The sequence below is a fragment of the Curtobacterium sp. NPDC088465 genome, assembly GCF_044753165.1.
Classification (GTDB): domain Bacteria; phylum Actinomycetota; class Actinomycetes; order Actinomycetales; family Microbacteriaceae; genus Curtobacterium.
In genome coordinates this window covers 26,996-46,055 of sequence record NZ_JBIVMR010000003.1, presented here as the reverse complement: position 1 = coordinate 46,055, position 19,060 = coordinate 26,996, and the positions used below count along the sequence as shown (strand labels likewise).

The following is a 19,060-nucleotide window of genomic DNA, read 5'->3' as shown; positions in this document are numbered from 1 at the left end:
CTCGTCGTCATCCGTTCGAACGATCCTCACAGGGAGGAACCGTGGCGACGAACACCCTCGCCCCCGAGCACGCTCACGCGGTCGACCGCAGCACACCGGTCGGCCGTGGGATCCGTGCTGCCCGGCCGACGCCGCCACCGCCGCTGACCCGCCGCGCTCCGGCCCTCGACGGGCTCCGGACGATCGCCATCGCCATGGTGATCCTGTACCACCTGCACGTGCCGCAGTTCGAGGGCGGCTTCATCGGCGTCACCGTGTTCTTCGCCCTGTCCGGGTTCCTCATCACGACGCTGCTGCTCGGCGAGCACCGGAAGACCGGACGCATCCGTCTCGGGACCTTCTGGCTGAAGCGTCTGCTCCGGCTCTACCCGGCCCTCGTCGCTCTCGTCGTGGTCGGGCTGCTCCTGTGGAACTGGGTCGGTGACTACAAGGGCGCCTCGTTCAGCCCCGGCGAGGCCGCGTTCATCGCACTGACCTACACCGGCAACCTCTTCCGCTCCTTCTGGGACACCACGCAGGGCGTCTTCGCGCACACGTGGTCGCTGTCGATGGAGGAGCAGTTCTACCTGGTGTGGCCGCCCGTCCTGGTGCTCCTCTTCCTGGTCCGCTCCCGTCGACGCTGGCTCGTCGTCGGGCTCGGCGCGGTGATCGTGGCGTGCTCGGTCGTCGCCGGCCTGGTCTACGCGAAGCCGAACAGCGGCGCGACGCCCGACGTCTACTTCTCCCCCGTGCTCGGGGTCGTCCCGCTGGCGACCGGCTGCCTGCTCGCGCTGCTGCTCGACGACGAGCGCATCCGCACGTGGGCCGCCGGGATCGCCGGGCACGTCGCGACCTGGGCCGGGATCGTCCTGCTCGCCGGGACCATGCTGTGGATCGGCGACGACTGGGCGCAGCACGCCTGGACCTTCAGCGTCGTGCTGCCGCTCACGGGCGTCGTCTCCGCGGTGCTCATCGGCGGGCTCGTGTCGGTGCGGTCGCCGCTGTCGGCCGCACTCGCCTGGTCGCCGGTCTCGTGGTTCGGTCGGCGCGTGTCGTACGCCGCGTACCTCTGGCACCCGCTCGTCATCGCGCTCCTCGACCCCTTCGCCGTCGGGCCGTGGGGCAAGGTGCTCATGATCGCGGTCGCCGTCGTCGTGGCGGTCGGCGCCGCGTACGCCGTCGAGGTCCCCGTCGAGAAGGCACAGAAGCGCTTCCGCGAGGCCCGTCGACTCGCCGCCGAGGACCGCGCCGAACGCGCACGCGTCACCACCTGACGACGTCGGCGAGCGTCCGCCGACGTGACGCACCGTCGGACGGGAGGCCCGTGGCGCGCCCGCCACGCGCCTCCCGTCCGACGCCGCCTGGGTGGGTCGCCGCGACGGGTCCGTAGGCTCGCCTCCGTGACCACGGAACGCGTCGACGTGCTCGTCGTCGGGGGCGGGCCCGTCGGCCTGTTCACCGCTGCGCTCCTCGAGCGGGCGGGCGTCACGGTCGCCGTCTGGGAGCGGCGCGACACCGAGCCGACGGGCTCGCGCGCGATCGGGATCCACCCGCCGTCGCTCGACGCCTTCGCCGCGATCGGCCTGGACACCGCGGTGCTCGCCGAGGCGGTGCTCGTCCGCACGGGCGTGGCCCGGAGTCGCGGACGGGAACTCGGGACGCTGTCGTTCGACCGTGCCTCCGCGACGCACCCGTACGTCGCGACGCTCGACCAGCACCGCACCGAGGCGCTGCTGCGCGACCGGCTCGCGTCCGGGACGCTGCGGACGGGCACGACGGTGACCGCCCTGTCCCGCCGCGTCGGGGACGTCGTGGCGCACGGTGTCGGACCCGACGGTGCCCCGGTCGTCGTCGAGGCGGCCTTCATCGTCGGCGCGGACGGCGCCCGGAGCGCGGTGCGGGACCTGGTCGGCATCGCGACCTCGGGCCGCGACTACCGCGACCGGTACGTGATGGGCGACTTCGCCGACCCCGAACCCGAGCAGGCCCGGTCGTCAGCACTGGTCGACGTCGGACCGGAGGGGGTCGTCGAGTCGTTCCCGCTGCCGGGTGGCAGGCGGCGGTACGTCGCCCTCGTGCCGGACGACCGCACTGCACCGGCCGGTGGCGAACCGGACCCGGACGCTGCCGCCCGCCTCGCCGCGATCGTCGCGGGACGCACCGGCGCCCGGCCCGACCCGGCGACGTGCACGATGACGAGCGGCTTCCGGGTGCGGCGGCGGGAGGCGTCGCACGTCGGTGTCGGACGGGTGGTGCTCGTCGGGGACGCCGCGCACGAGATCAGTCCGATCGGCGGCCAGGGCATGAACCTCGGCTGGCTCGACGCCGCCGCGCTCGCGCCACTGCTCGCCGAGGCCGTCCGTTCAGGCACGGACGGACCGTGGCAGGAGTCCGCGAACGGGTACGCCGTCGGGCGGCAGGCCGCGGCGCGGCGGGCTGCTCGGCAGGCGGAACTGAACATGGCGCTCGGGCGTCCCACGGGCGTGCTCGGGTCGGTGGGGCGGGAGGCGCTGCTCCGCACCGTGCTCGCGCTGCCGAGCGCCGACGGGCTCGCCGGGGTCTACGCGATGCGGTGGGCCTGAGTCAGCCGGTGCCGATGCCGTTTCCGGTGCCAGTGCCGGTGCCTGTGCCTGTGCCTGTGCCTGTGCCTGTGCCGGTCCCGGTGCCGCTTCCGGTGCCGTCAGGCGATCAGTCGGGCGCCGGCGACGCTGAGCTCGACGACGAGGACGAGCGAGGACGCGATGACCAGGCGGAACAGTGCCCGCGTCGGACGACCGGCGAACACGAGGCGGATCCCGACCACCGCGAGCACGACGACCACGAGGGCTCCGACGACCGCCAGGACCGTCCCGGCCGTGCCGACGCCTCCGCCGGCGACCTGGCCGCCGAGCACCAGCGCCGCCGCGACGACGAGCGACCCGAACGCCAGCGTCCCCGCGCCCCGGAGCCCCAGCCGGTGGGGGAACCCACGGACGCCGGTCGCCTCGTCGTCGAGCAGGTCCGGCAGCACGTTGGTGCAGTGGATCGCGACACCGAAGACCGCTCCGGTGGCGATCGCCCACCACGCCGGCCACGAACCGTCGCCCCCGGCAGCGACGGACACGACCGGCAGCAGACCGAACGCCACCACGAACGGCACGACGGACCAGACCGTCCGCTTCAGTCCGGCGTCGTAGGCCCAGCCGGCCGCGACGAGGACGACGTGGGCCACCGCGGCGACCGAGCCCAGGGCGAGCGACAGGAGCACGGCGACACCCGCGGTCGTCACGGCCGCGGTCCGGACGGTCCCGACGGGGATCAGTCCGCGGGCGACGGGCTTGTCACTGCGGCCGACGGCCCGGTCGCGGTCGGCGTCGATCCAGTCGTTGGCGAGGCCGATCGACAGCTGCCCGGCCACGACGGCGAGCGCCACGAGCACGACGAGCCACCACGGGTGCCCGACGGCCGCGGCGATCACCGCGGCGAGGACCGTCACCGTGACCGTCGGTCCGGGGTGTGACGACGCGAACAGCAGGCGGACGGTCGAGGGCCGGCGGGTGTCGCTCACACCGGCGAGCGTACGGACCGGTGGCTGCGCGAGTGCGACGACGGCCACGGCCCGCGCCGCACCGGGTGTCGATGCGACGCGGACCGTGCGGCGGTCAGGCCGCCGGGATCAGGCCGTTCGGGTTCAGCACGTACTTCGTCGCGGCACCCTTGTCGAACTCCTCGTACCCGCGAGGGGCCTCGTCGAGTCCGATCGGCTTCGCGTTGACGTTCTTCGCGATGCTCGTGCGGTCGTGCAGGATCGCCATCATCAGCTGCCGGTTGTACTTCATCACCGGGCACTGCCCCGTGGTGAAGGACAGCGACTTGGCCCACCCGGTGCCGAGGCTGAGCGACAGGGCGCCCTTCTTCGCGGCCTCGTCGACGCCGCCCGGGTCACCCGTGACGTAGAGCCCGGGGATGCCGAGTGCGCCGCCGGCGGCCGTGACGTCCATCAGGGAGTTGAGCACGGTGGCCGGGGCCTCGTGTCCGGCACCGGAGCCGTGCCCCTTCGCCTCGAAGCCCACGGCGTCGATGCCGCAGTCCACGAGGGGTTCACCGAGGATCTGGTCGATCTGGTCGGCCGGGTCGCCCTTCGTCAGGTCGACCGTCTCGCACCCGAAGCTGCGCGCCTGCGCCAGCCGGTCGGCGTTCATGTCCCCGACGATCACCACGCTCGCTCCGAGCAGGAACGCGCCCGTCGCGGCGGCGAGACCCACGGGCCCGGCGCCGGCGACGTAGACCGTCGAGCCGACCTCGACCCCGGCGGTCACCGCACCGTGGAAGCCGGTCGGGAAGATGTCGGAGAGCATCGCGAGGTCGAGGACCTTCTCGAGGGCCTGGTCGCGGTCCGGGAACTTCAGCAGGTTCCAGTCGGCGTAGGGCACGAGCACGTACTCGGCCTGGCCGCCGACCCAGCCGCCCATGTCGACGTAGCCGTAGGCGCTGCCCGGGCGGTCCGGGTTCACGTTGAGGCAGATGCCGGTCTTCCGCTCCTTGCAGTTCCGGCACCGCCCGCAGGCGATGTTGAACGGCACGGAGACGATGTCCCCCACCTTGATGAACTCGACGTCCGGACCGACCTCGACGACCTCGCCGGTGATCTCGTGCCCGAGCACGAGGTCCGTCGGAGCGGTCGTGCGGCCGCGGACCATGTGCTGGTCGCTGCCGCAGATGTTCGTCGCCACGGTGCGCAGGATCGCGCCGTGGTTCACCTTGCGTCCGACGTTCGCCGGGTTCACCCCGGGTCCGTCCTTGAGCTCGAACGTCGGGTAGTCGGTGTCGATGACCTCGACCTTCCCGGGTCCCTTGTACGCGACTGCGTGGTTGCTCGCCATGTGATCCTCCTCGATCGGTCGGCGGCGGCACGTGCGGGGAGCGCGCAGCACTGCGGTGCGCTCCTCGTCCCGTCGAGGGGCCGTCTCCGTCGACGGGTGATCCGGACTGTACCGCCCGTGTCCGAGGGCGACAAGGACGGTGCGCGACTACCGGATGACCACTCGTCGCGCACGTGCCAGGATGGCGCCGTGGGGTGGGACGACAGCGGGCTGAGCCCGGCGCAGGCGGCGTTCGTCGCGCAGGTGCTCCCCGGGGCGTCGATGGTGGCGGACGAGTCGTGGGGCCTCCTCGACACCCGGGTGCTCCACGTCCGGAACGGTGCCGGGGAGCACACCGTGAAGGCGTCCGGACCGGAGAACACGCACTTCCCACGTGAGCTGACGGCGCACCGGCAGTGGACCGGGGCGCTCCTCCGTGGTGACGACACGGGCCGTCTGGTCGCCGCGGACGCCGAGAGCCGTGTGCTCGTGCTGGAGCGGGTCCCCGGGCACCTCGCGCTCGGCACCCCCGACGAGACCGCTGCGACCGTGCACCGACAGGCGGGCACGATCCTCCGACGGCTCCACGACCAGGCGGCCCGCACCGATGCGGAGTACCTGACGGCCGAGACCGCGAAGGCACTCCGCTCCCTCGACGCCCCGCACCGCATCGATCCGCAGCTCGAGGACCGCGCGCGGACGCTGCTCCGGTCGTCGACCCCGCACGCCGCGACCCTGGTGCCGACGCACGGCGACTGGCACCCCCGGAACTGGATCGTGCAGGACGGCCGACTGCGTGCGATCGACTTCGGTCGCTTCGGGTTCCGCCCGGCCGCAGCGGACCTCACCCGCCTGGCGGTCCTGCACTGGGAGGACTCCCCCGAGCTCGAGCACGCGTTCTTCGCGGGCTACGGGTCCGACCCTCGTGACACCGACGACTGGCGCTGGCTCCAGCTGCGTGAGGCGGTCGGGACGGCCGTGTGGGCCTTCGCGGTGCACGACGAGCGCTTCGAACGACAGGGGCACCGGATGCTCGAGAACGCCCTCGCCGCCTTCTGACCTGCCCGAGGTCAGGCGGACGTTCCGGTGAGGGACCTCCGGTACCAGCGGTCGGAGTACGGCTCGTCGTTGAACGGCTCGACCCGCCGGTAGCCGAGCCGCTCGTACAAGGCGCAGGCCTCGGCGAGCTCCCCGCGGGTGTCGAGCTGGACCGTGCCGACACCCCGCTCCGCGCACGCCCGCTCGACGGCGCGCACCATGCGTCTCCCGATGCCCCGTCCGCGGGCCTCGCCCAGCGTGAACACCTTGGTCAGTTCGGCGACGTCCCCGCGGAAGCGCGCGCCGGCACACGCGACCGGTACCCCGTCGTCGAGGCCGACGAGGAGCACGCCGGTCGTGCCCGTGAGGTCGTCGGAGGGCTCGTCGTGGAGTGCCTGGTCGACCTCGTCCTCCGTCGCGGGGCGGCCGTACCACCGCGAGGCGACCTCGGAGGTGTACCGGCGGAGGATGCGCGCGGCGGCGGGCGCACCGGGGAGCACGGTCTCGATCGTCAGCACCGGGCGAGCGTACTGCCGCGGGTGAGCGCGCCGAGTCCTCCCGGGCGTACCCGGCCGTTCCGGGCGTACCTGGTCGATCCGGGCGTACCTGGTCGATCCGGGCGTACCTGGTCGTCCGTTCCCACCAGGTACGCCCGGTTCCACCTTCCATCGCAGCCGCTGTGGGAAAGAACGGGCAGCGCCCCGCAGCCAGCCCCGCCCCGCCCCGCCCGAGCGACGTCAGGCGGCGGCTGCAGCCCGCGGGGCGCTCCGCCGCCTGCCGCCCAGGACCCCGGACGCCAGCGCGATCCCGAGCAGCACGACGAGCCCACCCACGGGCTCGTTCCACCGCAGCGGCTCGCCGAGCACGAGGACCCCGAGTCCCACCCCGACGACCGGCGTCAGGTACGTCACCGTCGAGGCCCGCCCGGCGCCCCACGCCCCGACCAACCGCGTGTTCCACGCGTACGCCAGCCCCGTGCCCACCGCACCGAGCGCCACCATCGCGGCCACGATCCTCCAGTCCAGGTCCACCGGCCCGGTCGCGATGACCGGCGCGACGAGCAGCATGAGCAGCGCCGCCAGGGTGAGCTGCACCGTCGCGACCGTCGTCGGGTCCTGCCCGCTGCCGACGCCGAAGCGCCGGAGCCACGCCAGTCCGATGCCGTAGGACGCGGTCATGCCGAGCAGTGCGACCTGGCCGGGGACGGTGGCGAGCACGGCGGGGTCGCCGACCAGGTCCCACGGACCGACGAGCACGAGGACACCCACGATCCCCAGCACGACGCCGCCGAGCTGGCGACGGCTGAGCCGTTCCGACGGCACCAGCACCGCGAGTGCGAGGAGCGTCATGATCGGCGTCGTGGCGTTGTAGATGCTCGCCAGACCCGACGGCACCGTCTGCTCGGCCCACGCCATGAGCGACGAGGGCACCGCGTTCAGGAACACCGCGACGACGAGCAGGTGCCCCCAGACGCGCGGCTCGCGCGGCCACCGCCGTCGGGTGACGAGCAGCACGACGACGAGCGTGACCGCCCCGAGCACGGTGCGGACGGTGGCGACCTGCTGCGGGGCGAGCCCCTCGAGCCCGATCTTCGCGAAGAAGAAGCTCGAACCCCAGGTGAGGGCGACCAGGACGTAGAGGAGGGCGTTCACGAGCGCTAGCATCGGCCACGTCCGGCACATGTGTCGAACGACTGACCTGCATGACGGCATGAAGGACACGCATGACCCTCTCGATCCCGCAGCTCCGCGCCTTCGTCGCCACCGTGGACGCCGGCTCCTTCACGGGCGCGGCCACCACCCTCGGCGTCGGTCAGTCCGCCGTCTCGCACGCCGTCGCAGGGCTCGAGCGCGAGGTCGGCGGGCCCGTCGTCCGGCGCGGCGGCGCCGCGGTCGCCACCCCGCTCGGCGACCGCATGCTGGCCCACGCCCGCAGCGTGCTCGCCTCGGTCGACGCCCTGGAGGCCGTGGTGCGGCCCGCCACGATCCGCGGCACCGTGCGCCTCGCCGCCGTCCCGACGGTCTGCCAGGGCCTGCTGCCGCGGCTCCGCGAGCTGTGGGCGGTGACGCTGCCGGACGTCGACGTGCAGGTCTACGAGGGTGACGACGACGAGATGGCCGAGTGGCTCGAGGGCGGCACCGTGGACGCCGCCGTGCTCGTCGACCCGGTGCCGGCACCCGACGGGAGCGTGGTCGTCGCGCGGGACGAGATGGGCGCGGTCGTCCGGCGCGACCACCCGCTCGCGTCGAGTGCCGCGCTGACGCTCGACGACCTGCACGAGGACGGGCTGGTCGCCGGTGGCGGAGGCTGCGAGCACCAGATCCAGCGGATGCACGAGCTCGCCGGGCAACCGTTCCGCTGGGCACACCGCGTGCGGGAGATGAGCACGATGTTCGGGATGATCCAGCGGGGCGAGGGGGTGTCGATCGTCCCGACGCTCGGGCGGGTGATGCTGCCGGACGACCTGGTGATGCTGCCCGTGGAACCGCGGTACGTGCGGACACTCGTGCTCAGCGGACCGGACTCGCGGCCGTGGCACCCGCTGGCCCGGGCCCTCGTCGACGCAGTGTGACCCCGGCCGCCGCCGTTTCTCCGACCTTCGGCCGATCCGGCGCGGGTGCCGGGGTTCCTAGGCTCGGAGCCGTGACCTCGACCGTGCTCCGTCCCGTGCCCCTCGGCCGACGCGTGTGGGCGCAGTCGTGGCGACTCGTGCTCGCGGCACTCGTCGGGCTCACCGCGTTCAGCGCGATCTGGTCGACCCTCGACACCACACGGTGGAGCGAGGCCCGGCTCGGTGCGGCGTTGCTCGTCGACCTCGCGGTCGGGCTCACCGCGCTCGTCCTGGTCCCCTTCCGGCACCGGGCACCACTGCTCGTCGGCGTGCTCGTCATCGCCGGCAGCACCGTGTCCACCTTCGCGGTCGGCGCGGCCGTCCTCGCGCTGGTCTCGCTCGTCACCCGGCGGCGCCCGGCCGAGATCGCGATCGGGAGTGCGGCGTTCGTGGCCGCCTCGATGTTCGGTGAGGGGCTGTACCCGGTCGAGGACGCCACGCCCCTGTGGCAGGTGCTCGTCGCGGCCGTCGTGCTCACCGCCCTGCTCGTCGCGATCGGCATCGCGATCGGGCAGCGGCGGGCCCTGCTCGACGGGTTGCGCGAACGGGCCGCCCTGCTCGAACGCGACCAGCAGCTCCGCGAGGACCGCGCCCGGGAGCAGGAGCGGGCGCACCTGGCCCGCGAGATGCACGACGTGCTGGGACACCGGCTGTCGCTCGTCGCCCTGCACGCCGGGGCGCTCGAGTACCGCGGCCGGTCGCTGTCACCCGACGAGACGGTCGAGGCCGCCGGGGTCGTCCGGGCCGAGGCGCACGCCGCACTCACCGAGCTCCGCGACGTGCTCGGCGTGCTGCGGGACCCCGGGGACACCGCCACGCTCGCCGGAACCGCTCCCCCGCAGCCGACCCTGCGCGACCTCCCCGCGCTGCTCGACGAGGCGCGGTCCTCGGGCGCCGTGGTGTCGGCGACCGTCGACGAGGCCGTCACCGCCGCGCCGGACACCGTCGGGCGGCACGCCTACCGGGTGGTGCAGGAAGCGCTGACGAACGCCCGCCGACATGCTCCGGGGCAGCCCGTCACCGTCACGGTCGACGTGCTCCACGGTCCGGCGCTGCGCGTGCGGGTGGGCAACCCGACGGTGGGACCCGCGAGCACCGGCGACGGCGCTCCCGGCGGTCACGGCCTGCGGGGCCTGGCGGAACGGGCCCGGCTCGTCGGTGGGACCTTCACGGCCGGTCGCGACGACGACGGGACCCACGTGGTCGAGGCGGTGCTCCCGTGGACGGCGTGAGCGCACCGATCCGGGTCGTCCTCGTCGACGACGACCACCTCGTCCGGGCCGGGCTCCGACTGCTCCTGAGCGGCGACGACGGCATCGAGGTCGTCGGCGAGGCCGGCGACGGACTCGAGGCCGAGGGCGTGATCGCCTCCGCAGCACCCGACGTCGTGCTCATGGACATCCGGATGCCCCGCTGCGACGGCCTCGTCGCCACCGAACGGGAGCTCCGGAAGCAGCCGGAGCTGGCCGTGCTCGTCCTGACCACCTTCCAGGACGACGACCTCGTGCTCGGGGCGCTGCAGCGGGGCGCCCGGGGCTTCCTGCTCAAGGACACCCCGCCGCACGACCTCGTCCACGCGGTCCGGACGGTCGCCGCCGGGCGGTCGATCCTGTCGCCGTCGGTGCTCGACCGCGTCATCGCCGTCGCGGCGAGCGCCCCGACCGGGACGGGACGTGGGACGGCCGCCGTCGCGACCGCCGCGGCCGACGGGGCCGCCGAGCGCGCGCTCCTGGCGAGCCTGACCGACCGCGAGACCGAGGTCGCCCTCGCCGTGGCCGCCGGGGCCTCGAACGCACAGGTCGCCGCGGACCTGTTCGTGAGCCTGGCCACCGTGAAGACCCACGTGGGGCACGTGTACGAGAAGTTCGGCGTCGACAACCGGGTGCAGCTCGCCCTGGTCGTGCACGCCGCCCGTCGCGGAGCCTGAACACCCGTCGAGCACCGTCGGCAGGATGGACCGGTGCCCGAGATCCACGTGAAGACGTTCCGCGACCCCGACGAGGCGACCGCCGAGGCCGCCGGACTGGCCTGGCTCGCCGAGGCCGAGGAGACGGGCGGCACCCGGATCGCGCGCGTGCTCGACCACCCGGAGCCGACCGTGCTCCACCTCGAACAGATCCGCGACGGCAGCCCGACGCGTGCACAGGCCGAGCGCTTCGGTCGCTCGCTCGCACGCACCCACGCCGCCGGTGCCGACCACTGGGGTGCACCCTCGCCCGGGTTCCCGACCCGCGGCGGCCTGCGGATGGGTCGGTCGCGGACGCCGTTCACGAGCGCCGCCGACGCGCCGGCCACCTGGGCCGCGTTCTTCGCCGAGTACCGCATCCGGGACTTCGTGCAGCGCATCGTCGACCGCGGTGGCTTCGACGCTGCCGAGGCCGCGGTGTTCGACCGCGTGGCCGACCGGCTCGAGGACGGCACGCTCGGCTCCCCGCAGCCCCGGCTCGTCGGCGACGCTCCGGCGCGCATCCACGGCGACCTCTGGGCGGGGAACGTCCTGTGGCCCACGGACTCCTCGGAACCGACCGGTGCGGTCCTCATCGACGCAACGCCGCACGGCGGGCACGCGGAGACCGACCTGGCACTGCTGGCGCTGTTCGGACTCCCCCGACTCGAGACGGTGCTCGCCGGGTACGACGCCGAGTCCCGCTTGGCGGACGGCTGGCAGGAGCGCGTCGAGCTCCACCAGCTCGCGCCGCTGCTCCTGCACGTGTACCTGTTCGGCGGCTCGTACACCGACCACGCCCTGCGCGCCGCCCGCCGCTACGCCTGACGCCGCGGGGCGTCCACAGCGGCGGGGACGCAGGTGTGTCACCTACGCTGGCGCGATGGCGGTGGAGCAGACGGGTGGCCCGGTCCTCGCGTTGTTCGACGTGGACAACACGCTCGTGCACGGCGCGAGCGCCTTCCACCTGGTCCGTGGCCTCCGGGCCGCCGGACTGATCACCCTGCGCGACATCGTCAGCGCCGGGTGGAAGCACGCGCGGTTCAAGGTGCGCGGGGAGGACGACCGGCACCTCGCCGCGGCGCAGACCCGCGGGCTCGAGGTCATCACCGGCATCACCGTCACCGACATGGCCCGGTTGGCCGACGACGTGTGGGAGCGCCACACGGAACCGAGCGTCTGGCCGGAGACCGCCGCGCTCGCGCGGGAGCACCTCGCGAAGGGCCACCAGGTCTGGCTCGTCACCGCGACGCCGACGTTCCTCGCCGACGTGATCGCGCGGAGCCTCGGCCTGACCGGTGCCCTGGGCAGCGTGTTCGAGGTGCAGGACGGCGTGTACACGGGCCGCCTCGACGGCGCGTTCCTGCACGGCGAGCAGAAGGCCGTCGCCGCCCGGGCGCTCCTGGCGAGGACCGGTGCCGACCCCGCGATCTGCTGGGCCTACTCGGACTCGCGGCACGACATCCCGCTCCTCTCGCTCGTCGGGAACCCCGTCGTGGTGAACCCGGACCAACAGCTCGCGACACACGCGCGCACCGCTGGGTGGCCGTCGATGCGGCTGCAGCGCGCGAGCATCCGCCAGGCCCGCCGACGGGTCCGCCGCGAGGCCGCCTCCGGCACCGGTACCGCTACCGGCACCGGCACCGGCACCGGCACCGGCACCGGCACCGGCACCGTGCAGCGCTCTTAGGGAGCACCGAGGGAACACATCGGATCGGCCGACCCGGACCGGCGATCGTCGTCGACATGACCACCTACCCGACCCCCGCGACCGACCGTCCGGGCCGCGCCCACCCCGGTGGGAGCACCGCCGCCCGGGTCCGTCGACGCCAGCCCCTCGTCCGCCTGTTCGCCGGCGAGCGCGAGGACGCCCGCTGGCTCCGCCCGGCGTTCTGGGCGCTCCTCGTCCTGACCGCCGTCGTGTACCTGTGGGACCTCAGCATCTCCGGGTACGCGAACAGCTTCTACGCTGCCGCCGTGCAGGCCGGCACGAAGTCCTGGGAGGCGTTCTTCTTCGGCTCCCTCGACTCGTCGAACTTCATCACCGTCGACAAGCCCCCGGCCTCGCTGTGGGTGATGGTGCTGTCCGCCCGGGTGTTCGGCTTCTCGTCGACCAGCCTGCTGCTCCCCCAGGCGCTCATGGCCGTCGGCTCCGTCGCCCTGGTGTGGGGCACGGTCCGGCGGACCCTCGCCCGCCTCGGTGCGACGACCGCGAACGTCGGTGCGCTGCTCGCCGGCTTCGTCGTCGCCGCGACCCCGGCCGCCGCGCTGATGTTCCGCTTCGACAACCCGGACGCGCTCCTCGTCCTGCTCATGACCGCGGGCGCGTACTGCACCGTCCGGGCGCTCCCGAGGGGCAGCTGGCGGTGGATCGCCCTCGCCGGTGTCGCCCTCGGCTTCGCGTTCCTGACGAAGATGCTGCAGGGCCTGCTCGTCCTGCCGGCGTTCGGCCTCGTGTACCTGTTCGCCGCACGCACGAGCTGGGGCCGGCGCGCGATCGGCCTCGGCATCGCCGCGGTCTCGCTCGTCGTGTCCGCGGGCTGGTGGGTGGTCGCCGTGGCGCTCTGGCCCGCGGAGTCGCGCCCGTACATCGGTGGGTCGACGGACAACACGGTCCTCGACCTGGTGTTCGGCTACAACGGCCTCGGCCGCATCTTCGGCGGCTCGGGCAACGGCGGCGGCGGGGGCGGCACGGGCGGAGGCGGCACCGCGGGCTCGTCGTTCGGCGGTGCGACCGGGTTGAACCGCCTGTTCTCGTCCGAGATGGGCCTCGAGATCTCCTGGCTCCTGCCCGCCGCGCTCGTCGCGCTCGTCCTCGGCCTGGTGGTCGTCGGTCGTCGGCACCTCGCCGATCCGGCACGCGCCGGTCTGGTGCTGTGGGGCGGCTGGCTGATCGTCACCGGTCTGGTCTTCTCGTTCATGTCCGGCACGATCCACCCGTACTACACGGTCGCGCTCGCCCCGGCGATCGCCGGCCTGGTCGGCACCGGTGGTGCGCTCCTCTGGCACGCCCGCGAGCGTGTCACCGGTCGCCTCGGCCTCGCCGCGATGGTCGGCGGGACGGCGTTCTGGAGCTGGTGCCTGCTGAACGAGGACCCGACCTGGCTGCCCTGGCTCCGATGGGTGGTGCTCGCCGGTGGGCTCCTGTCCGCCGCGGCGATCGTCGTCGGCAGCGTGCCCACCCTCCGGAAGGCCGTCACCGTCGGCGTCCTCGCGGGCACCCTGTTCGGGCTGACCGGCACGACCGCGTACGCGCTCGCCACGACGACCGTCGCGCACTCCGGGTCCATCCCGAACGTCGGCCCGGCGGGCAGCGGCTCCGGTGGGACGGGCGGCGCAGCAGGATTCCCCGGCGGCGGTGGCGGTGGACAGCCGGGAGGCGCGGGAGGCCCCGGCGGGTCGACTGACGGCACGCAGACGGACGGCTCCCAGGACGGTGGCGGCCCGGGCGGGCAGGGCACGCAGCAGGACGGGACGGACGGCTCCCGGCAGGGCCCGGACAGCGGCGGGCAAGCGGCGACCGGCTCGGCTCATGCGGGGACGGGCGACGGCGTCCCGACGATGCCGGGCAGTTCCGGCTCCGGCTCCGGCTCCGCGACCTCGGAGGACGGTGCCCCGACCGGCGGCGGCGGGATGGGTGGTGGCGGTGTGACGACGTCGTCGGCACTGACGAAGCTGCTCGCCGCCTCGGACGCGAAGTGGTCGGCGGCGGTGAACGGCTCGCAGTCGGCCGCGCAGCTCGAGCTCGACACCGACACCGCCGTGATGGCCATCGGCGGCTGGTCGAGCGACCCCGCGCCGACCCTGGCCGAGTTCCAGGCCTGGGTCGCGGCCGGTGACGTCGGCTACTACGTGTCCTCGGGCTCCGGCGGCGGGATGGGTGGCGGCTCGTCGACCGCGAGCGCGATCCAGGAGTGGGTCGCCGCGCACTACGAGGCGACCACGGTCGGCGGCCAGACCGTCTACGACCTGAGCGCGTCGAAGTGACGGCATCGACGTGACCGACGACGAGGACACGGCGGTGGCTAGGCTCCGGTGCATGGCGGACCGACCACTCCGACGCACCGACGGCAGCCCCGTCCGGGTCCTCGTCGTCGACGACGAGCACGCCTTGGCCGATGCCGTCGCCCTCGCGTTCGAGGGCGACGGCTGGGCCGTACGGGCGGTGCACCGCGGACGGGACGTGCTCTTCGCGGCGCGGGAGTTCCTGCCCGACGTGGTCGTGCTCGACGTGATGCTGCCGGACATCGACGGCTTCGAGGTGCTCGAGCGGCTCCGGGACGCCCGGGACCCCGTGCGGGTGCTGTTCCTCACCGCCCGGGACGCCCCCGAGGACCGGCTCGCCGGACTCACCGGCGGCGGCGACGACTACCTGACGAAGCCCTTCGGCATCGACGAGCTGCTCGTCCGTGCCCGCATCCTGGCCCGGACCGCACCGCAGGTGGTCGCGGCACCGGGGTCGTCCGCGGTCGTGGTCGGCGACCTCCGGCTCGACGAGGAGGACCGCTCGGTGCTGCGCGACGGCGAGCCGATCGAGCTCACGCCGACCGAGTACGAGCTCCTCCGCCACCTCGCCCGGAACGCGAACCGGGTGCTGTCCCGCGAGCAGATCCTGGCGAGCGTGTGGGGCATGGACTTCGGCACGTCGTCGAACCTCGTCGACATGTACGTCTCGTACCTGCGGCGGAAGCTCGACGCCGGACGCGAGCCGATGCTGCAGACGGTCCGGGGTGCCGGTTACGTGCTGCGGCCGACGACGTGAGCCGTCCGGACGGGGCGGGGCGTGCCTCCCGGCCGGTGCGCACTCCGTCGCTGCGCTGGCGGATCGTCGGAGCCGTGGCGCTGCTGCTCGTCGCGACGAACGTCGTCGTCGGCGCGGTGACCGTGATCGCGTACCGCGAGTACCTGGTCGGGCGGCTCGACGCGGAGCTGGCGACGGCGGCGGGACGGACCCCGGGCGGGCAGCCGCCGTCCGGACCGCCCCCGGAGTCCTCCGGCGGTCAGCAGGACCCGGACAACCGGTTCATCGGGGCGCCGGGGCAGGCGGCCGACACCGTCGTGGCGGTCCTGCGCGACGGTGCAGCCGTGCTCGCCGGGTACACGGACGGTGCCGGCGAGCAGCACGGTCTCAGCCGAGCGCAGGAGACCGTGCTCGCGGACGTCGCACCGGATGCGACCCCCACGACGGTCTCGCTGGGGTCGCTCGGGGCGTACCGGGCGCAGGCGGTCACCCGCGGCGGCGACGTCTTCGTGACGGCGCTGCCCCTCGGGGACCTGCGCGCGTCGGTCGTCCGACTCGTCGTCGTCATCGGGAGCACCACGCTGCTCGCACTCCTCGTCGCGGCGTGGGCGCTGACCCTGGCCGTCCGACGATCGCTGCGTCCGCTCGAGCGGGTCGCCTCCGTCGCGTCGAGCGTCACCGCGCTGGACCTCGAACGCGGAGACGCCGACATCGCCGCCCGGGTGCCCTCCGCGGACCTCGTGGTCAGCCGCGAGGTCGGACAGGTGGGCACCGCGCTCAACCGGCTGCTCGGCCACGTCGGCCGCGCGCTGACCGTCCGACGGGACGCCGAGCGGGGCATGCGCACCTTCGTCGCCGACGCCTCGCACGAGCTGCGCACGCCGATCGCGACCGTCCGCGCCTACGCCGAGCTGTCGGCCGGTTCGCAGGACGTCGCAGCGCTGCAGCGGAACGCCGAACGGATCGGCCGCGAGGCGGTGCGGATGGGCGACCTGGTCGAGGAGCTCCTGCTGCTCGCCCGGCTCGACGCCGCGACACACGACGGCGCGGCGCCCGACGCCGCGGCCCTCACCGCCCGGCCCGGGACGGTGCACGAGGAGGTCGACCTCACCGCCACGGTGGTCGAGGCCGTGATGGACGCACGAGCCACCGCACCCGACCACCGGTGGATGCTGCAGCTCGCCGACGACCGCCCGCTGACGGTGTCCGGCGACCCGGGGCAGCTGCGGCGCGCCGTCACGAACCTGCTCGCGAACGCGCGGACGCACACCCCGGCGGGGACGACCGTCGTGGTGTCGCTGCAACGGGTCCCGCGCACCGGGGGCGACGAGGCCGCGACGGGTGGGCTCGCACGGCTGGTCGTGGCGAACGACGGACCCCCGATCGACGCCGAGGTCCTGCCGGTGCTGTTCGACCGCTTCACCCGGGGCTCGTCGTCCCGCTCGCGGGAGCACGGGACGAGCGGCCTCGGACTGGCGATCGTCCGCGCGGTCGTGACCGCACACGGTGGGAGCGTCCGGGTCGTGTCGGAGCCGGGACGGACCGCGTTCACGGTCGACCTGCCGGAGGTCGGCGACCGATCCGACGCATGACGATCCCGGTGCACGATCCCCGCGGACCGCGAACCAGGATCGTCACGCCTACCCGCTCCCGCTTCCTCGTCTGCCACGGGTACGCTGCGGGCACCGGCGGAAGGGGAACGCGATGGACCAGCGACACGGCGACCTGCGGGACGGCGACCTGCGCAGCGGCGACCTGCGGGACGGCGACCTGCGCAGCGGCGACCTGCGGGACGGTGACCCGCGCGGGACGGACCAGCGGTTCACCCGCCTGCCGGAGCGTGCCCGACCCGAGGACCTGGTCGTCGAGGTCCCGGCGTTCGAGGACGACCGACCCCAGCCCGAACCCGAGCCGCCGGCCGCCGCCCCCGAGCTCGTCGCCGCGACCCGCTTCGCGCAGACCTCGCACGCGATGCCGACGATCCGGCGGACGCAGACGCGCGCGGGGCTCTGGATCGCGGGCGTGCCGATCGCGGCGCTCGCCGTCGTCGCGATCGTGCAGATCGTGCTCGGCGTCACCGGCTGAGCCCTCCGACCGCTTCTTAGGGGCACCACAGGGTGCTGCTGCGGTCCGCATCGACGCGCTGCCGAGCCTGGGCGGCATGACGGAAGCAGCCACCCCCCACGACCGCAGCACCCCGCTCGACAGCAGCACCGCGCTCGACATCGACATCGTCGTGCCCTGCCACGACGAGCAGGGCACGCTCGCCGCCCACGTCCGACGTCTGCACCACTTCTGCCGGACGTCGTTGCCGCACACCTGGCGCATCACGATCGCCGACAACGCCTCGACCGACGACACCGGGCGCATCGCCGACGACCTCGCCGCGATGCTGCCCGAGGTGCACGCCGTCCACCTGCCGCTCAAGGGTCGCGGCCGCGCCCTCAAGGCGGTCTGGGCAGCGTCCCCGGCCGCCGTGCTCGTCTACGTGGACGAGGACCTGTCGACCGACCTCGCGGCGCTCGAACCGCTCGTCGCACCGCTGCTCTCCGGCCACTCCGACGTGGCGATCGGCACGCGGCTCGCGGGGTCCTCCCGGGTCGTGCGCGGCGGCAAGCGCGAGTTCATCTCCCGCTCGTACAACCTGCTCCTCCGCAGCACGATGGGCGTGTCGTTCTCCGACGCCCAGTGCGGGTTCAAGGCGATCACCCGCCAGGCCGCCGACCACCTGCTGCCCCTCTGCGAGGACGACGCGTGGTTCTTCGACACCGAGCTCCTGGTGCTCGCCGAGCACGCGGGGCTGCGCGTCCACGAGGTCCCGGTCGACTGGGTCGACGACGTGGACTCCTCGGTGCACATCGCGTCGACCGCAGCCGAGGACCTCAAGGGCATGTGGCGGGTCTCCCGGGGGCTCGCGACCGGGCGCATCCCGATCGACCCGGTGTACGACGCCATCGGCCGGCAGCCCTTCACGACACCGCACGTGGGGATCATCGGTCAGCTCCTGCGCTTCGGGACCATCGGCGTGCTGTCCACGGTCGCCTTCGCGCTGCTCTACGCACTGTTCCGTCCCGCGATCGGAGCGCAGACGGCGGACTTCCTCGCGCTGCTCATCACGGCGATCGGCAACACCGCACTGAACCGCCGCTTCACCTTCGGAGTCCGAGGGCGGGCGGGGGCCGGTGTCCACCACGTGCAGGGACTCGTCGTGTTCGGCATCGCCTGGGCGATCACCGCCGGGTCGCTCGTCCTGCTGCACACGACCGTGCCCGGGGCGTCGCACGGCGCCGAGGTCCTGGTGCTCACCGGCGCGAACCTCGTCGCGACCCTGGTGCGCTTCGTCCTCTTCAAGGCGTGGGTGTTCCGCACGCGTCGGCGTCCCGTGCTCGTGCGCCCCGGCGGCCCCACCGCTCCCACGGCCGACGCTGCCGGCCCGATCGCGACGACGGCGACCGCCGCGTCGGCGGCCCGGCGGGTCGACGAGCCGGCGGCCTGACCCGCCGCAGCAGGCGGCGCGCCGCGAAGCCCGCGGCGCGGCGCTCGCGGCACGGCGCTCGCGGCACAACCGGAAGCACGTCTCGCCACGGGATCCCGTGGCGCGAGGTGCTTCCGGTTGTGCCCGAGCAGACACAACCGCGGGAGCAGAACGGCACCGGCACCGAGACCGGCACCGGCACCGGCACCCGCACCGGAACCGGCCGCACACCGGACGGGAGGCGCGTGGCCGGACCGCCCCGCGCCTCCCGTCCGGCCGGTCTGTTGCACCCGCGGTATACCAAGCCGTAGCATCGGCTCACCGCACCACCCCCACACAGGGCCACGACCGCCACCACCGGTCCGCCCGCGGCGAGCGCTCCACCGATGCAGCCCTGGCCGTCCGCTGCCGGCTGAGCCCCACTGGACCC

Annotated in this window: 17 protein-coding genes; 13 read left to right on the top strand and 4 right to left on the bottom strand. The window is 74.0% G+C overall.

Annotated elements, in window-relative coordinates; all coding sequences use genetic code 11:
• Positions 1-41: 41 nt before the first annotated feature.
• Together ACIP6W_RS12000 and ACIP6W_RS11995 are read left to right on the top strand one after the other, a co-directional pair.
• Positions 42-1,253: an acyltransferase family protein gene (locus ACIP6W_RS12000; RefSeq protein ID WP_400429753.1), complete on the top strand. Its 1,212-nt coding sequence runs from the start codon at positions 42-44 to the stop codon at positions 1,251-1,253.
• Positions 1,254-1,379: 126 nt separating this feature from the next.
• Positions 1,380-2,561, top strand: a complete 1,182-nt coding sequence (locus ACIP6W_RS11995; protein ID WP_400429750.1) for an FAD-dependent oxidoreductase — start codon at positions 1,380-1,382, stop codon at positions 2,559-2,561.
• Positions 2,562-2,659: 98 nt separating this feature from the next.
• On the opposite strand, the gene ACIP6W_RS11990 is transcribed toward ACIP6W_RS11995, so the two are convergent.
• On the bottom strand, positions 2,660-3,526 hold the full coding sequence (locus tag ACIP6W_RS11990; RefSeq protein WP_400429748.1) for a UbiA family prenyltransferase: 867 nt from the start codon (positions 3,524-3,526) through the stop codon (positions 2,660-2,662).
• Positions 3,527-3,620: 94 nt separating this feature from the next.
• The gene (gene fdhA, locus ACIP6W_RS11985) at positions 3,621-4,841 is read right to left on the bottom strand and encodes a formaldehyde dehydrogenase, glutathione-independent (protein ID WP_251154445.1); all 1,221 of its coding nucleotides are present in this window, start codon (positions 4,839-4,841) and stop codon (positions 3,621-3,623) included.
• Between the two features lie 189 nt (positions 4,842-5,030).
• Here fdhA and ACIP6W_RS11980 point away from each other — a divergent pair, with 189 nt between their 5' ends.
• On the top strand, positions 5,031-5,879 hold the full coding sequence (locus tag ACIP6W_RS11980) for an aminoglycoside phosphotransferase family protein (RefSeq protein ID WP_251154444.1): 849 nt from the start codon (positions 5,031-5,033) through the stop codon (positions 5,877-5,879).
• 11 nt (positions 5,880-5,890) lie between these two features.
• Here the strand turns inward: ACIP6W_RS11980 and ACIP6W_RS11975 are convergent, their stop codons facing one another.
• Both ACIP6W_RS11975 and ACIP6W_RS11970 read right to left on the bottom strand, forming a co-directional pair.
• Positions 5,891-6,376 carry a GNAT family N-acetyltransferase gene (locus tag ACIP6W_RS11975; protein ID WP_400429744.1) on the bottom strand — a complete coding sequence of 162 codons (486 nt, stop codon included), beginning with the start codon at positions 6,374-6,376 and terminating at the stop codon, positions 5,891-5,893.
• A gap of 219 nt (positions 6,377-6,595) precedes the next feature.
• Positions 6,596-7,510, bottom strand: coding sequence for a DMT family transporter (locus ACIP6W_RS11970; RefSeq protein ID WP_400429742.1), 915 nt, complete (start codon positions 7,508-7,510; stop codon positions 6,596-6,598).
• Between the two features lie 71 nt (positions 7,511-7,581).
• On the opposite strand from ACIP6W_RS11970, the gene ACIP6W_RS11965 reads away from it, so the two are divergent.
• The 10 genes from ACIP6W_RS11965 to ACIP6W_RS11920 all read left to right on the top strand — a co-directional run bounded on the left by ACIP6W_RS11965 (position 7,582) and on the right by ACIP6W_RS11920 (position 18,651).
• Complete coding sequence (locus ACIP6W_RS11965) at positions 7,582-8,430, top strand: LysR family transcriptional regulator (protein WP_209685751.1); 849 nt, start codon at positions 7,582-7,584, stop codon at positions 8,428-8,430.
• A gap of 71 nt (positions 8,431-8,501) precedes the next feature.
• Complete coding sequence (locus ACIP6W_RS11960) at positions 8,502-9,701, top strand: sensor histidine kinase (protein ID WP_209685753.1); 1,200 nt, start codon at positions 8,502-8,504, stop codon at positions 9,699-9,701.
• Positions 9,689-10,396, top strand: coding sequence for a response regulator transcription factor (locus tag ACIP6W_RS11955; protein WP_209685755.1), 708 nt, complete (start codon positions 9,689-9,691; stop codon positions 10,394-10,396). Before ACIP6W_RS11960 ends, ACIP6W_RS11955 begins: the two co-directional genes overlap by 13 nt.
• Before the next feature lie 33 nt (positions 10,397-10,429).
• The gene (locus ACIP6W_RS11950) at positions 10,430-11,242 is read left to right on the top strand and encodes a fructosamine kinase family protein (RefSeq protein WP_400429738.1); all 813 of its coding nucleotides are present in this window, start codon (positions 10,430-10,432) and stop codon (positions 11,240-11,242) included.
• Positions 11,243-11,297: 55 nt separating this feature from the next.
• On the top strand, positions 11,298-12,104 hold the full coding sequence (locus ACIP6W_RS11945; RefSeq protein WP_400429736.1) for an HAD family hydrolase: 807 nt from the start codon (positions 11,298-11,300) through the stop codon (positions 12,102-12,104).
• A gap of 56 nt (positions 12,105-12,160) precedes the next feature.
• Positions 12,161-14,401, top strand: coding sequence for an ArnT family glycosyltransferase (locus tag ACIP6W_RS11940; RefSeq protein WP_400429734.1), 2,241 nt, complete (start codon positions 12,161-12,163; stop codon positions 14,399-14,401).
• Positions 14,402-14,453: 52 nt separating this feature from the next.
• Positions 14,454-15,176 (top strand): response regulator transcription factor, encoded by a 723-nt coding sequence (locus tag ACIP6W_RS11935; protein WP_400429732.1) that lies wholly within the window; start codon positions 14,454-14,456, stop codon positions 15,174-15,176.
• Between the two features lie 74 nt (positions 15,177-15,250).
• Positions 15,251-16,747: a sensor histidine kinase gene (locus ACIP6W_RS11930; RefSeq protein ID WP_400429730.1), complete on the top strand. Its 1,497-nt coding sequence runs from the start codon at positions 15,251-15,253 to the stop codon at positions 16,745-16,747.
• A 112-nt stretch (positions 16,748-16,859) separates the two neighbouring features.
• Positions 16,860-17,240, top strand: coding sequence for a hypothetical protein (locus ACIP6W_RS11925; protein ID WP_251160425.1), 381 nt, complete (start codon positions 16,860-16,862; stop codon positions 17,238-17,240).
• A gap of 76 nt (positions 17,241-17,316) precedes the next feature.
• Positions 17,317-18,651, top strand: coding sequence for a glycosyltransferase (locus tag ACIP6W_RS11920; protein ID WP_400429727.1), 1,335 nt, complete (start codon positions 17,317-17,319; stop codon positions 18,649-18,651).
• Positions 18,652-19,060: the final 409 nt, after the last annotated feature.